The sequence below is a fragment of the candidate division Zixibacteria bacterium HGW-Zixibacteria-1 genome (assembly GCA_002838945.1).
Taxonomy (GTDB): domain Bacteria; phylum Zixibacteria; class MSB-5A5; order GN15; family PGXB01; genus PGXB01.
Genome location: PGXB01000001.1, coordinates 94,047 through 110,167, shown reverse-complemented (window position 1 = coordinate 110,167; position 16,121 = coordinate 94,047). Strand labels below are relative to the sequence as shown.

Below are 16,121 nucleotides of genomic sequence, written 5' to 3'. Positions count from 1 at the left end.
TTAAGAATTAGGCAAGTAACTTTTAAATATTTCGAAACTTTTTGGGCTGGATTATTGCATTTTGCAATCTTCGCTGTTTTGATCGACGGGACTCTCTATCAGAAAGCGAAGTGTAAAGGTCGTCCCGCGGCCGACTTCGGAATCGATTTCGATTTCAGCCTGATGATTATGCAATATCTTGGCACAGGTAACCAGGCCATAGCCATGACCTTTGGGTTTTGTCGTCAGATGTGCCTTGAACAACCGCCCTTTGATATCATCAGGAATACCAGTACCATTATCAGAAATCGACAGCGTGACATGATTTTTTTCTCGATCAGTTTTCACCACGATCTGGCCTGTTTCGCGGTTGGCCTCATTGATGGCATCGGCCGCGTTATTGAGGAAATTCAACAGCAACTGCGCAATCTGGTCGCTGTCCAGTTCAAAATCGAGGAGACTTGAGTCAAGCTCGGTGATAATGTTGGTCCCTTTGAATTTTTTCTGTCCCGAAATAAAGGCGAGAACATCGACAATGATCGTATTCAAATTGGTGGTCTGTTTGGTGGTATTGAGGCGGGTATAATCCATGAGCCCGGCTGTAAATCTTTCCATCTTGCTGACATTGGTTTTCAGTTTTTCGAGTGTGGATACGGCTTTTTCGGTGTTGTCCTTGCTCAGCGACAATTGGGCCAACTCGACTCCGCCCAGTATAAGCGCCAGGAAGTTGTTCATTTCGTGGGAGATTGATGACGCCATGACGCCTTTTTCGGCAAATTTCTCAAGATCGAACAGCCTTTGTTCGCTCTCTTTCTGATTGGTGATATCATCAAGCGTTATGATCAGGTCCGAATCGCGGTAGGCCTTGCTGATAATGGTGCCGGCCCGGACATTGTAAATACGCTCGATTTCGCCGGCCTTGACTTTCATATTTTTCAGCAGCCAGCCGTGTTCCGAGGTGCCGATTTCATTGAGTTTCTGAATCCAGCCCCGGAAAGCCGAATCCGGAAAGACCAGCTCGATCGGAATTTTGTAAAGAGAGTCGACATGCTGAAGGTTGGGTCTGAATGTCCTCAGGATATTGAACCCGGCCTGATTGACCTTCTTGAGGAGATGATGACTGTTGAAGACAAAGACGCCCTGCTTGACACTGTTGAGGATATCAAGATACCAGATATTGAGGTTGGTTATTTCCATAAAGAGAAATGAGTTGGCAATGAAAGGAATAATGGTGTTGATAAGAATCGTCAGAAGTTCCACCTCATCATCATTATATTCCTTCTTATTGACTTTTTCGCCAAGCCCGAGAATTCCAATCAGCCTGTTATCGTGAACCAGGGGAATGATAAGCTTGACGCCGCATTCGGATAGAATAAAACCGAAGTTGGCGGCGCTTCCGCTGCCGGAAATATCGGTTACATGTTGCGGAGATGTCTTATTGATAAAATAATTATTATGATCGTCTGAAAGTTCCAGCGTAACCAGCAGATGGTTTTTCTTGAATTTCCCGGTGGCATAGAAATAGGGATCGCGGAATGAATGCCCCGGTGGAAACAGTATCGCAAAAGCATTGGCAACCGAAAACTGACCCGATAAGGTCAGGATCAGGGTTTCGATCAGGCTCCTGAAATCCGGCTTATTCGAATATTGCTTGGCCAGTTTGGACAAAGCGTCCATGGCCATGAACTGCTTGTTCATCGCCAGACGTTCGGTAAGTTCGGTCTCCTGATTTCCAAACAGACTTGTCGACACCTTCACACCCGTTCCTTCCTGACTCCGCAAAACTCTTCAGCCTGGTTTCGGTCGGATCTGATCGTCAGATATTCCGTCAGGTCGAGGACCGACAGGACATGCATGATATTCTCCGATGCATTGCAAATGACGATATCGCCATTTGCCTCCCGCGAAATCTCCACGGAACCAAGGATGGAACCCACACCGGCCGAGGATATAAATTCAAGCTGCTTCATGTCAACGATGATGTACCTGAACCCGGAGTTTTGGGCGCGTGATATGGCCTCGGTCAGGATATGGGCGTTGCTGTTGTCAAGCTGCCCGCCGGGATTGATCACAACTGTATCGTCGTTCAGCTGTTTGGTCGGGATTGACGCGGTATTCATTTAGTGACCCCCGTTTTTTTCCAATATCAATACATTCAAACAGCCATCCTGTCTTTCGTAATGGATTTTATCCATCATCCTGTTGATCATAACAATGCCGTACCCCCGTTTCTGCCGGGTGCCCGCCGACTGGTTCGGATCGAATTTCTTTGTTTGTCTAGCAGGATCAAAAGGCACCCCGCGGTCGATGAAGCACAGCTTTATGCCGCCCGGCCTGATTTCAACAGTCGCTTTGATAATGCTGCCTTCCGGGATATGTCCATGAAGCCGGATGTTTGTAACGACCTCATAAAAAACAGTCTCGAGTTCAAATGCCGTGAACTCGGGCAGTTGCAACGTCTTCAGGAAGCAGCGAAGGTCCTCGATGGCGTTGTCGATATCCTCTTTCCCGGCGGCGAATTCCAACCGAAGCTCTTTGCCGACATTCTTTTTTCTGATCGGCATGTCATGGCCGGTCAATTCGGTAAATCCGATCGGCTCGGAAATCAGCAGATCATATAAATCCAGCATCATCAGAACGCGCTTCAGGTTAACCGAGATCGATGAGAAACGGGCCGGGACACCGGCAGCAATACACATCGAATATGATTGCCATAAGATATTTATATGACTCGATGTCACCCGCTCCAGCAGGGTGCAGTCAAGAAAGACATGATCGATCTTCCTTGAGAGAACATCATCCAGTCTCTCGAAATACTCCCTTTCGGAACCGGACGACAAATCGCACGGCACGAGAATCTTATTATCAGTATCAGATTTGACAGACATTTGATATATCTTTCCGTTTCTTATCTTCATTATCGTCAGAACGGCCCGTCCATTTCATAGCTAATAACGTGATATCGTCAAACTGATCGGAATTTGAGGTAAATAATTCATGTTCCGCAATAATCCGGTCAATCAAACCGGATGCCTGCTCGGTCCGGGCCTCCTCGAGCATCGAAACAAACCGTTCCATCCCGAATTCCTCGCCTTCCCGGTTGACCGCCTCATTGATTCCGTCGGTGTACTGAATCAGCCAGTCATCCGCTTCCAGCATTATCTCGGCGGATTCGATCCTCTCATTGAATTTGTCGGGTGTTACCATACCCAGCGGGAAACCCTTTGTCTTCATTAACTCCGCCTTACCGGAGCGACCGTTGAGTCTGATCAGCGGATTATGCCCGGCTGAGGCAAATTTGAAAACGCCGCTTTGTTTATCGAGAAGTCCGAAAAACATGGTGACGAACATACCTTTTTTGATGCTGGGCAGAAGCTCGCGATTCACCTCGCACAGAAGCTCATCCGGCTGTCTTACCTGCCAGGAATGTTTCTTGACGATATCGCGCGTCAGAAGCATGACGAGCATGCCGGGAAGAGACTTTCCCGAAACATCGGCCACCAGAAAGGCCAGGTGACGGTCGTTGAAGTCGATAAAATCGTAATAATCTCCGCCGACCATTTTGGCGCTTCGATACGCGCCCCAGAAATTGAATTTGGAGTGACGGGGATAATTCGACGGCAGGATGTTGGCCTGAATATCCCGGGCGATTTCCAGTTCCCGATTGATTCTTTCCTTTTCAATGAAATCTTTCTGGGCGGTGCCCAGCTTGTGTCCCATCACCCGCAATGTTTCGGCCAGGTACCCGAATTCATTGCGCGATTTCAATGGGATGTCAATTTTGATGTCATCGTAGTGAACATTCTTGAGAGTATCGGTAATGATACTCAGCGGCTTCAATTTTCGGTGCAGGACCACCATGGTGGCCGGAATTCCGATGAGGATCATCAGGATCGTAATGGAGACGACAGTCACGATTGACGTCATGCGCGCCCGGCTGACCTGTGCGGCCGATGAGGCCGCCCCGAGACTGCCGACGATGACGCCGCTCTCCCTGATCGGCGCCGAAATGTATATGGTATCGCTTCTCAATTCAAAGGCCTCGCCTTCAAATAGCATATCACCGTATTTATTCCCCGTTACCGGAGCCATGACCCCGCCGGATATAATCTGCTTGATGTCAGTGTGTGCCAGAAAATTGTGATCCGGATCCGTGATGCCGACCCAGTATATATCGGTGTTGTCTTCTTTCAACTTCTTACAGACATTGTTCAACAGAAGGACATCCGGGCCATTGGTGGATATGATCAGTTTACCCGCCGAGCCGGAATAAGAGCGGATCTGCACCAGCAAATTATCGGCCACGCCGCGCGTTACGGTTTTTACATATTGGTCGGTCATGACATATCCGGTGGCCAGCATCAGCGCCAGAATGATACCGGAAACGTATAAAGAAAACTCGAACCGGATTGACTTCCGGAACCGGCCCGCTTTGGGCCATTCTTTGTCCAATGTGTTATTTTGATTCGTGCTCATAAGATAGTTCTTCCAATCTTCTGATTTCGTTTTCGGTACGCTTTATATAATCATTGATCTCATTATTTCCGGGATCGAGCAGTGATGCCTTTTTCCAGGTATCGACGGCATCGCGAAGCAGATTCCGTCCATATAACTCCACGCCGACATATTTGTAAGCCTTGACGAGGTACTGCCGCACCGATTGGTAATCGGGCGCCAGGCGATCGACTTTTTCCCAATATTCTATGGCTTCCGAAAGACTGCCTTTCGCGAACAGCCTCTGCGCGGTTTCATAGGATTCCCGAACCTCTTTCAGGACCTCATCGCTTATGGTTTCCTTAATCACCGGTACAGTCGGTGTATCTATTGGCGCGGCGCGGCGTTTTACCTCCTGCTGAATTCTTGCCTTCATGTTCGTGCACCACTGGTGACCGGGGAAAAATGTCAACGCGGTGTCGACGGCGCCATCGGCCAGCCTGAGATTGCCGGCGGCAAAAGCGGTCGTGGCTTTTTCCTTGTAAAATTCAAATTCTGTTTTTCTTATGGCCAGTTTCACGCGATTATCATCGGGCGCGTACTCCTTTAAAGTATTGACGACCTTAAGGGCGTTCTCGACCCGGCCGTAACTCAAAAGCGAATCGACCATCATCAACCGGCCGACAATCATCTCTTCACGTGACGTATTGCTTTCGATAGCCGCATCCGCCGACTCGAGCAGTGACCGCGCTTCATTGGAGTTGGGGAACTTGTCGAGTGCCAGACCGGCGAAATATCGCGCCGCAAGATAATCACGGATGTCGAATCTGGCCTGGGCCGAATCCATATATTGGCCGTATTCCTGCCTGACGATAACTTCTTCGAGCCGTTTATGTGATTCCAGCGCCAGTTCGAACAGGCCGGTTGTGTCGATGCCGGCATTTCGTGCGAGGAACAGGGCCCGGTCAAGATGATTGACCGCTTCGTTCAAATTTCCGTTGTCAAGATATTGCCTGCCCTTCTGCATCAGGTCGGTCACCATATCGCGGTTTTTCGACACCAGGCGGTTATTCATAAGGCTGTTGAATTCCGCCTCGCGGGTTTCAGCTCTTATCTTTCTTTTTGAATTGAGCGGAGTGCCGAACGCGGTCGAAATCGCAAACATGTGCAGGCTGCCCATGTCGCGATCCACCAGGGCATAGTCAAAAGTTATCGATTTGTAGCTTAACCCGCCGCCGGCCGAAAGATTCCCGTCACGCACACCGCCCCGGAGGCTGACCAGATCATGAAAACTGTATTCGATCCCGGCCGCATATTTCGAGTCGAGATAATCCACTCTGGTGTAAACGGCCGACAGCGTCAGATTATGATCCCAGGGCGCCGCCGGTTTTACTTTAAGCGAGAAGCCGGCATCAAAAGCACTTGGCTGTTCGACTCTATCCGAGGCCAGTTCCTTGCCCGGTTTGATAAGGTTGCGGCCCACCAGGGCAAGCGATAATTCGCGTATATGGTCGCTGTGGAAGGCGAAGGTGCGCCCCAGTGATAAATTCAGCCCGGGCGATGATGTGGCGCTGTATGTGCCGAGCGAGTGATGCTCGAATGAAACCGCCAGACCGACATCATAACCGGAAAAATCCTTTCCATACGAGAGGTAAAAAGCCATGCGGTTATCCTGAAGTTCGCCGGGGATGAGAACGTTGTCGGCGTCGCGCTGTTCGATGCCGCTGACGCCGAGACGGAATATCCCCAGGCCGATACATCCCCAGTCGAGAGTCGGCACCACCGCCCCGAAATATTGATAGGCGACATCGGAATCATACAGACGGCTGTGAAAGCCGGTGATGGCGATTTGCTCCGCCATGGCCAGCCGTGAAGTATTCCAGTATGGAGCGGTGGCGGCATCGCCGAATGCGATATTAGCTCCGCCCTGAGCCAGATCCCGTGCCCCGGCGCCGAGACTGAACGGCGAACGGGTGCCGCCGTCATTGGCCGCCGCGGCCGACAGGGCCGTGATGAACAGGCAAAGTATGTATATCGCCAATCGTCTCATCGTATTACCGCAATCTTCCTTCTGAAACTTTCGGTCCGCCCCGAATTATATCGGGCCGTAATACGGCAGAAATATGTTCCGGGTAAAACATCCAGCCCGCTGTCATTGTCGCCCGTCCAGGTGTCGGAGTTATATGATCCCGCAGCTCGATACGAATTCATGACCACTTCCCTGACTGCATCGCCGGTGATGCTGAATATCTCGATATCGACATAAGCATCTTCGTCAAGAACGAAACCGATGATTGTCGGGCGTTCGGATGGAATAAACGGGTTGGGATAGTTGGTGAATGAATGTTCCAGGTCGGTGGACATGAGCGAAAGGTCGGCCGTCGATATCGGATATGATATTGCATCGATAACGGGTATGATGGCCGTCGCCAGATTAAGATCGATTATATTCACAAAGGACGAATCATCGAACCTGATGAAGCAGTTGCCGTTTTCGGCGCTGCTGTCGATATCACATCGGATGCCGATTTCAAGATTATCGCCGCGCGAAATCGTGTACGGCGCGGGCAGATGCAGTCTGACCGAATCTCCCTCCAGGACGGTATCAATTGCCACCACTTCATCATTGAACAACAGATAAACGGCGTCAAAGATTTTGTCGGATGGCAATACCTCAATGCCGCTGTGGGTGCGCCGGTAAACCCGGCCGTTCAGTGAACTGAAACCAACATCTCCCTGCGAGACCTCGCTGGCATAGCTCAAACCAGCCTTCCAGATCGAGACATCGGTTCCGCCGGCGAAAGTCAATTGCGTCGGCATCTCGGATATCAAGATGACCGGCCGCCCCGCCGGAAGGTAGATACTGGTCACATCGGTACTGAACGGGAAGCCAAGCTGACATCCTTCATCGGCCAGGAAGTCGGGATAATGAGCCGGATCATTCAGATCGCGGAAGGTAATCACATTTTGCGACTCAAGAATCACCATAAAATGGTCATAGGGGGATGCTATTTCGACATCGCCGATTAACTGCAGGCTGATGCTGTCACCCGGGTCGAAGGTGATACCACCGCCCAGGCCAAGATAAGCCGAGCCGTTAATAAGATGAATGAAATCATCATATATCGCCGGTCCGGCATTAATGCTGAATCCGATTTTGTCAAACAACTCGCGCGGGTCAAGGATCATGCCGGTCGTATCGCCGATGGTAAAGTGAATTCCTTCCAGGAGAAGCGAAGCGTACTCGCTTCCCGCCGGATATGACAGCGATAGATCCAGGAGAGCCAGTGAATCCCGTCCGCCCACTATTGAAGGCGGCAGGACTTCCGCTACGCAAATTTGCGGCAGACCCGCCGGCTGTTTCAGATCGGCCCGCCCGGTGGTGATCGGGAAAACCGTTTCGGTTGCCAGGATATAGGCGGTATCGCCGGCTGTCCCGAGCGGCAGACCGGAGCTTAAATCGCGCACGACAAAAGCGGTACTGTCGGAGATAATGGCCGAAAAACCGGTCAACTCCGTTACGGATTTGATATCGACCCGAATCGTCATCGAATCCAGATCGCCCGGGCTCAATGTCAGGGGCGAGGCCAGCCTTATTTCCACTTCTGATGTATCTATTTCGGCGCCGTTCAGTTCGGCGATAACTGTCTGCCGCCGTACAAGGCGAATGTTCCGGAATATTTCCGAAGCGTTGACCACCTGCATCAATTCATCCGTAAAGCCGATCGAAACGGCCGTCAGTTGTATTTGAGAACTTCCGGCGGTTCCGGGATGCCTCAGCCGCAGGAGGAGAACATCGACATCATCCTGGCCATAGTTGAGTGTACTTCTCAGAAGCGAACTGTCCGAGACAACCATTTGCTGTGACGGGTCATCGATTCGACAGGAAACCGTCTTGAGCGGGAAATTGACCATGGAATCAAACATGACCGGCTGGGCGGTATTATTGTCAAGAAGCGGCAGGGCCGTGGCATCGGTGATAGAGATGACAAATTCATCGGGAACCGCCGCCTCATCGATATCCACCAGAAGCGAAATTAACCGCTCCTGCCCGGCCGGGATTACCACCGGTTCATTAAAGGCAAGGGTGACCTCGGATTGTCCCGGCAGGTCTTCAAGGATCGTAAGATTGGTGTAACCGCTGGTCAAAACCATTCTTGAAAAAATCTGGTTGGCCGGCAGCGGTATGCCGCTGCTTTCCGTACGCAGCCGCAGACTTTCCAGTCGAAGCGAGGCGGCCGACGAGACACTGTCGGGGTGAGGACATTTTATACTGAGCGGAAAAACATTGGTTTGACCCCTGATTACGGCCGTCGGCACCGAATTAACCAACTGCACGGAGACATTATTCGGTGGGTTCTGTAATTTTACCTGATCGCTGCGCACCACCGCCGAGGTATCGCCCAGAATTGTCTCCTCGGCCTGTAATTGCCAATATACTTCGCCGACGGCGTCAGCCGTAAAGACGAAGGAAAATTCGCCGGCCTCACCGGGAGCCAGGCTGATCGGTCCGGTTACGCCGCCCACAAAGGTAACGAGCGAGGAATCGCTGATGCCGACTATTTTGCCGATGACATTGTCCATCGCCACCGTCAATAGATTTGTGACCGAGACGCCGATGTTAATGGTCTGCCCGACCGAATAGGTTTCGTTCAGCGGATTGACGGTTATCCGAAGGCCCGAGTTTGAAATCTTAAAAACGGCGCTTTCGGTCAAAGGTTTGTCTATTGGTCCGTCATTGTCGGATGCATACCGGCAGCCATTGATCGGTATCCGGCCCTGGAATTCGGTGCCGGGCCTGGCGGTTGAAGAAATATCACCGACCGCGAAGAGAGTCGGAGCCGTATTATCGAAAACAACATTGATCCCGCCCATATTCCATCCGCCGCCGGAGAATACGAAAGCACCGATCATCGAGTCCGCATCCTGACGAATGTTATCATCATTGAGGTCCAGCCAGAGTTCCAGCGACGAGATATCACTATTATCCGCATCCGCCTTATTCACGATGGTCAGCGAGTCCAGAGTTTCGAACAGGCCGCCGTTCAGGGCCGGGCGAAAGGCCATGAGAGTAATCGAGGTATCCCCCGGGCTCAGCGTCGGGGCGGCGATTGGCGGCATGTCATATTGCTCCGCCACCGAACCATCGACAATCAAATATCCGCCGTTTTTCAAGGGGAAATTACCGCTGACCCTGGCCGGTTCCGCAAAGACGAGATCGCTTGCCTGGCTGATCTGTATGACCAGGCTGTCGGAATCGGTCATTATGTCGGGGAAATCAGCGACTATAAAGAAATATAACAGCGATTCGGCCGGAAGTGCAATATCAAAACCGGTCAGATGCAGGACACCATTGGCAAAATGTCCCGATGTCAGCAGCGAGTCGCCGCTGAAGGTGCCGTTATTGTCGCTGTCATAGTACAGCGAAACCTGCCCCAGTTCGCTGTCGGCGAAGGAAGCCCCCTGTGCCGTCAGTGATGCGTTCGTCAGAGTGATGGATCGAAGCGATTGGCTCTGCTCGACATAGCCGTTAAAAAGGGCCAGGTCCATAAAGCGGTTCTTCCGGCTGTCCGGATGTACGGTCGATGACACCGCGGGAATGGGGAAAGCAATAATCTGATCCGAGGGGAAAATCAGATGATAGTCGGGATTGAAAACCTCGATGTTGTCCGGCCCCGTGGTTCCCGAGGCATAGACCGCGCCTTCAACAGGCAGTGTCAGCCTGACCGTCCCGCCCTTGAATTCGCCGCTGCGGACATCCAGCGTGACAATAAGCCCGGCTCCTCCGGAAGGGATAGGATATGACAGACCGGATAAGATCCAGTCATTTCCCTGCGGTTTAATTTCTCCCAGAAGTACATCGTTCAGTCCAAAACCGTCGTCGGCCGCATCCGACCATAGTTTCATCTTCAGGAGATCAGTCGACCCGTCAAAACTGCCGCTTACCCGAAAACGAATATTCCGGAGCAGATCAGAGGCATAGCCGTTGCCCGGCAATCTAAAGTTGAAAATTGGCTGATTGACCTGACCGGCGAAGAGTGTTTTTCCCGGGATCGGCGTGATGTCGATACTCGATGCCTGGAAAGTATTGATTATAAAATCAGCCGTATTTTTGACTGGAAAAGCGCCCGAGATTTCACGCGACAGGGCGGTAAAAATCTCCGGTGCCGTATCGATACCAAAGTTGATACGATTGTTGTTTTTGCAGTTATGGGCATTGAGCCAGGCGGCAACAGTGAGGTTAATGACTCCGCCGCGGTCGGCGATAGCAAGTTTGTTCAAATGAAAGAATGCTTCCCCGTTGACAATCTCAACAACGTCAAGAAGCGAATCATAGTCCGATATAATTTGAGTAAGGCCGTCAAGATTCAAGTATAATGCGACACTGTCGATTTGGCTGTCGAGCTGTGCCTGGGTGGCTCCGTTCGTATCATAGGCATACAATTTAAAGTGAAGACTATCGACTTGAACCGTGTCGGCATAGCTGTTGACAAATTTAAGACCCAGGAGGGGCCCGGTCGAATCGCCCGGAATGAGGTTTCGGGACGGCAGGTTGACGGCCGATACGGAAATTGCCTCAAATGTCTCTATTGCAATAGTATCACATGGCGGCATCATGGCGTCGATCGGCCCGTCATTATTGGATGCCATTTCCAGACCGTTTTTGGGAATACAAAGAGCCAGGGTCGAGCCGCTCGTCGGGAAGTCCTCCAGCCTGGCACCGATATAAAAGCGGTTTGTCGGCTGTGTCAGCGGGATGGACAGACCGCTTCTTATCCAGCGATCCCCGATAAAAGTAAGATGGCACAATCTGATTTCCGAACCCGCCCCGCCCCAGATATTGTCGCCGTTATCTTTGTATAAAAGCAATGAATCAAGATCATAGTCGGTGGCGGTGCCCTGATTGATAATACTCATTATTTGAAGCGTGTCGGCTGCATATCCGTTGCGGGGAAGATCAAATGTCAGGACATTGTAAATAGTGTTTCCGGGGTTGATCGTCACAACTCCGCTTGGGATGAAAGATATTTGATTGGATGTCATCCCGTCGATAATGTTGTATCCATACGAATTGACCGTATCCGGCCCCTGAACAGTAATGCCGTCCGGTGTCAGGATATCATCCGCGGGGCGAAGGCATATATCAAGAGAATCGCCGTCGTGCGGATAAAGATTGGCCCTGATCCCGACCAGTATGGTGCGCCCGGTGCCGGCTTTGATGCTCAATGGTGGAAAATTCATGGTGATACCGGCCGTGTTATACAGACCCGACATTATCAGACTGTCCGATAATGTCAAAATGGAATCATTGTCGATATCATAATACAACGCCACCGAGTCAATATTGCTCAATTTTTGGGTTGGTGTTCCCGAACCTCTGGTGACATCATGCAGGGTAATGCCCGTAATCTGTCTGTCATCTCCGAAATAATTATCGATGCGGAAGGCAAGTATCGGTGCATGAGACTGACCCGGGTACGTCATCCGGTTTCCCAGCGGTATGGTGGTCATATTCAGGGCTTCGATAATTACCGTCCCGCTGGTATCACTGATGCCATAGGTACTGCTATATGCCGTTATGCGCCCGGCTCCTGATGAAGTGGCGCGGAAAAATCCGCCGGTGTCGATTATCCCGATATTGCCCGTCACCCCCCACGCCAGTGACCCGGGATCGGCCGGATTATATAGAGCATCATAACCGGCGGCGGTGAATTGAAGACTGTCACCGATTTTAAGAAGCGCCGAATCGGGCATTATCACGATCTGGCTCAAGTCTCCGGCGGATATAATTATTATCTTGTTGGTATCGGAAATTCCGCCGATACTGCTTGTCGCCGCAACGCGGCATGACCCGATTTCGGTCGGCGTGAACAGTCCCAGCGAATTAATCTCCCCGATATTGCCGATGACCTGCCAGTCAAGGCTCCCGATATTGGCATTATTTCCTTCGCTGTCGAGGCCGGATGCACTGAACTGAATCTGGTTGTCGGCGGAGATAGAAACGGAATCGGGCAATACCGTAAGTTGCGTCAGGGTTCCGGCGATCACCTCAAGGTATTTGCTGGTATCGGCCAGGCCCAGATCGGAGGTCGCTGTTACTTTCGAGGTGCCAGCGACCACGGCGTCGAATAATCCATCGGAATCGATCGAACCGATCGGCTGAGTCAGGCTCCAGATTATATTACCGGCGGGACATAAATTGCCCTTGATGTCGTAACCAACAGCCGTGAACTGTTTGGTCGAATCGGCTGAAACAATGACCGAGTCCGGAACCACGACTATATGATCGGGTTCTCCGGGCGTGACCATCACCGGCCCCGTGGTATCGGCCAATCCACCGCCCGAAGCGGTAATAAAACCTATCCCGGCCGTCACGGGTGTAAATAATCCGTCAATTGATATGGAGCCGATATTTCCCAGGACTCGCCATATCGGTATTAATCCATATTCGGCGATATTGTCGTCGGCGTCATAAATTTCAATTTCAAATTGAATCGTACTGTCCGCCGAAATGGCCGCGGCATGTGGTAATACAACCATCTTAACCGGCTGACCGGCCTGGCTGGTTATCAGGCCGGAGGTATCGACCAGACCCGGGGAATATTGGGCGGCGATCTTCCCTGTGCCCAATCGGGACAACCTTAGTATTGTCGATGTTCCTGTTGCCGGGATAACCGACCCGATTGAATCCACGCCCGTGATCGACCATTGAACCGCCAGATCGCCAAGCAGATTATCGCCGCTGTCATAACCGCGGCAGTACAATCTGGTCGTGTCTATATCGGTTGTCATAATGGTATCGCCCAAGGGGGTTCCATCCGACAATTCAATCTTTATATAACTCAATGAAATATTCGAAATGACGGTGACAGAGGCAGTATCCTTGATGGCTCCCTCGTATGTGGCGAAGATATCCCAATCTCCAAGGTTCAAGCCGGTAAAAAGACCGCCGGCCGATATCGTACCGCCTCCCGATTCGCCCCACACCACCGAATCGGTCAGGTCCCTTACGAAACTCAAATCGCCGTCGTAACCGGACGCGGAGTATTGATATGAATCGCTCCAGACAATAGTATTTTCGTCCGGGATAATTTTGATATCGACGATTTCACCGGGGGTAACTATAATTGTGTCGGAAGTAGTCGATACGCCCAGATCACTGACTACATGGATAAATCCCGTACCGGCCGGGCCGGCATTAAATAAACCGGAAGCATCGATACTGCCTATATTATTAATCACGCTCCAGGAAAGATTTCCCAATTCATTGACCGGATTACTTCTCAGATCGGCTCCCGATGCGGTGAACTGCCTTGTCGAGTCGGCTGATATGGTGTCGCGGTCCGGGGAAATTTCCAGAGCGTGCAGGCTTCCGGGAACCACATTCATGGTCGGGGTAGTATCGCAGATGCCGTTAATGCTTGAAACGGCTATAATTTCTCCGGAACCGATTAATTGCGGTGTAAAAAGACCGGAGGTATCAATCGAGCCCGATGGAAAAGTATGCGACCAGCTAATCACACCGGGGTCTGCCGGATTACCCAGGCTGTCAACCGCCAGTAGATTGAAATGATATTTCGAATCGGCGAAGAGAGAATCATATTCAGGAATGATTGCTATACTGTATAATGTCACTGTTTCATAGGCGCCCATATCCGGGGCGCTGCCGCTGAAAGGCAGGCCGACATTGATGCCGGCGTTGATTGCGGGAGAATAATAATCAAGCCGGAAATTGCCGTTATCAGGCTCAATTAGATTAGGATCCTGAAAGAGGCAGCCGCTTCCCAGGACGATGCCGCCAATATTATTACTTGTATTATTATAGAATAATGAATATGTCACCGCCGATGAAGAAGGCGCCGTGATGGCACTGGTACCGCTTGCCTCAAAAATGATATTTGTAAAGGTGTTTCCACCGACCTGGTCAAGAATGGAATACTGGCCGTTATTGTAAAAGGTACAATTGGTAACCCGGGTGGCAGTGGTAGCTACTGAAAGGAGCAGACCTGAGGCCGCGTTATCCGCAATGATACATCGGACAAACGAATTGTTGCTTCCCGACTCCAGATGAACACTCAGGGCGTTACCGCCGTAAAATCGGCTATTTTCAATTCGGCACCGGCTGCCGTTTAGAAGAAGATTGGTCGTCATGGCATTCGCCGCATCGATCCCCATCCATCTTACATAATTGCCTTTAATCCGCACGGCGCTAAAATAGCCGGTGGCATCTATCAGGCAGGAATCCCTGATTCCCGCATAAACGATCATGTCATCGATCAAGCCGTCATCACTGATCACGACCGAATCATGATAGATACTCGGTAAGATATAAACCGTATCACCGGGGAACAGGAGAGAATCACCATTATCGATCGAGGCCCACGCTGTCGGGAGGCTGCGGCCATCATTGGAATCATTGCCTTCGGGCCCGACAAAGTAAGTGTTATATTTTTCCTTTGCCCCTATTTCGGGAGCCGTTTGATTAAAAGGATACCCCAGATCCAGGCCGGCGTTTATTTCGAAGGCCAAATCCTGGAGATCATAGCGGCCCGAAGCGGCGTCGACGAACTTGGGCAGTTTGGAGATGCCGCCGGCCGAGTCAGCCGCCCCGATATAATTACCGCCCGGATTTCCCCACACATTGTTGTAACCGCAGATATTCTCGATGGCGCCTCTGATGCCGACATTATTGGATGCCACGATGTTATTGAAACAACGGGTGGTTTTTTCCTTCAGTTCAATCCCATTGGTGTTGCAGTCATATATCGTATTGCCCCAGTGGCGGCAGTCCACACCCGGCCCCTCACTCTTTATTCCGTCTTCTGTCATGTATGAAATTATATTTTTCAGAGTAAGAGTATTTCGACCTTCGACTCTGATGCCATGCTTGCCGCAGTGATGAATGTAACATTCGGTGATGGTGCAGTTGTTTCCTTTTATATGAATGGCATTGTCGTCGCAGCCTGTCAATTCCAGACCCTTTATTACTGTATAATCTCCTTCCAGCAGGAATATTATGAGACCTTTGCCTCCGGCGTCGAACAATGCCGGAGCTTTGCCAAGTTTCCTGTAAACGATTGGGTTCGAAGCGGTCCCGGAAGTATTAAAGGTGATATTCCCTGTAACGGAATAAAGGCCAGGTAAGACATTTATTATATCGCCGGGGTTTAGCAATCCCTGGGAATCGCCGTTTTGAATTGATTTCCAGGCCGTAGCCGGCGTCAGGCCATTATTGCCGTCATTGCCGGTTGGCGAAACATAATAGTCGGCGGCATTGGACGACAGCGCGGTTAAAATCGCTAAAATGATGCAAATCAAGATGGTGCGCATTATTTTCCCCAAAAAGATATATCAATTCCGTTATCGGCCTTTCTGTTTATGAATTGAATAATTGGAGACAAAAATAATCCTCTATTATTCCTCAAAAAAGGCAAAAAAGGACATAATTTGATTGACATACTTGAGCGACTTGTTTATATTCAAAAAGATTAAAAACGGGAGGACTGATTCCGATGCGGTGGTCAAATACGCAGCAGCGTCGCCTACCGCCCTGTTGTAAAGATGGTTTTTCCTGTCGAACCATGATTGGTTCGGCACGGAAATTATTTTTATTACCATTTCTTAAACTGCTCCAAATTGTAAAAAGACCGTTGGAACATGTTGGAAAGACTCAAAATAATTTTTATTATTTGAGTTTGCTTGTGAAT

General features: G+C 50.5%; 7 protein-coding genes. All 7 read right to left on the bottom strand.

All coding sequences use genetic code 11. The features are described 5' to 3' along the window. Nucleotides 1-51 precede the first annotated feature (51 nt). On the bottom strand, nt 52-1,737 hold the full coding sequence (locus CVT49_00415) for a hypothetical protein (GenBank protein ID PKK85039.1): 1,686 nt from the start codon (nt 1,735-1,737) through the stop codon (nt 52-54). Continuing rightward, complete coding sequence (locus CVT49_00410) at nt 1,734-2,099, bottom strand: hypothetical protein (protein PKK85038.1); 366 nt, start codon at nt 2,097-2,099, stop codon at nt 1,734-1,736. Before CVT49_00410 ends, CVT49_00415 begins: the two co-directional genes overlap by 4 nt. Beyond that, a complete protein-coding gene (locus CVT49_00405; GenBank protein PKK85037.1) occupies nt 2,100-2,897 on the bottom strand; it encodes a hypothetical protein in 798 nt (265 codons plus the stop codon). After that, nucleotides 2,851-4,455 carry a hypothetical protein gene (locus CVT49_00400; protein ID PKK85036.1) on the bottom strand — a complete coding sequence of 535 codons (1,605 nt, stop codon included), beginning with the start codon at nt 4,453-4,455 and terminating at the stop codon, nt 2,851-2,853. Before CVT49_00400 ends, CVT49_00405 begins: the two co-directional genes overlap by 47 nt. Next, entirely contained in the window at nt 4,436-6,463 is a 2,028-nt protein-coding gene (locus tag CVT49_00395) for a hypothetical protein (protein PKK85035.1), read from the bottom strand. Before CVT49_00395 ends, CVT49_00400 begins: the two co-directional genes overlap by 20 nt. Then, nucleotides 6,460-15,744, bottom strand: a complete 9,285-nt coding sequence (locus CVT49_00390; GenBank protein ID PKK85034.1) for a hypothetical protein — start codon at nt 15,742-15,744, stop codon at nt 6,460-6,462. Before CVT49_00390 ends, CVT49_00395 begins: the two co-directional genes overlap by 4 nt. Before the next feature lie 84 nt (nt 15,745-15,828). Next, on the bottom strand, nt 15,829-16,032 hold the full coding sequence (locus tag CVT49_00385) for a hypothetical protein (protein PKK85033.1): 204 nt from the start codon (nt 16,030-16,032) through the stop codon (nt 15,829-15,831). Between the last annotated feature and the right edge of the window lie 89 nt (nt 16,033-16,121).

What these genes read in the sequence shown, in the direction of transcription:
- CVT49_00390 (PKK85034.1), bottom strand. Translation starts at nt 15,744, where the DNA reads ATGCGCACCATCTTGATTTGCATCATTTTAGCGATTTTAACCGCGCTG.
- CVT49_00395 (PKK85035.1), bottom strand. Translation starts at nt 6,463, where the DNA reads ATGAGACGATTGGCGATATACATACTTTGCCTGTTCATCACGGCCCTG.
- CVT49_00385 (PKK85033.1), bottom strand. Translation starts at nt 16,032, where the DNA reads ATGGTAATAAAAATAATTTCCGTGCCGAACCAATCATGGTTCGACAGG.
- CVT49_00400 (PKK85036.1), bottom strand. Translation starts at nt 4,455, where the DNA reads ATGAGCACGAATCAAAATAACACATTGGACAAAGAATGGCCCAAAGCG.
- CVT49_00410 (PKK85038.1), bottom strand. Translation starts at nt 2,099, where the DNA reads ATGAATACCGCGTCAATCCCGACCAAACAGCTGAACGACGATACAGTT.
- CVT49_00405 (PKK85037.1), bottom strand. Translation starts at nt 2,897, where the DNA reads ATGAAGATAAGAAACGGAAAGATATATCAAATGTCTGTCAAATCTGAT.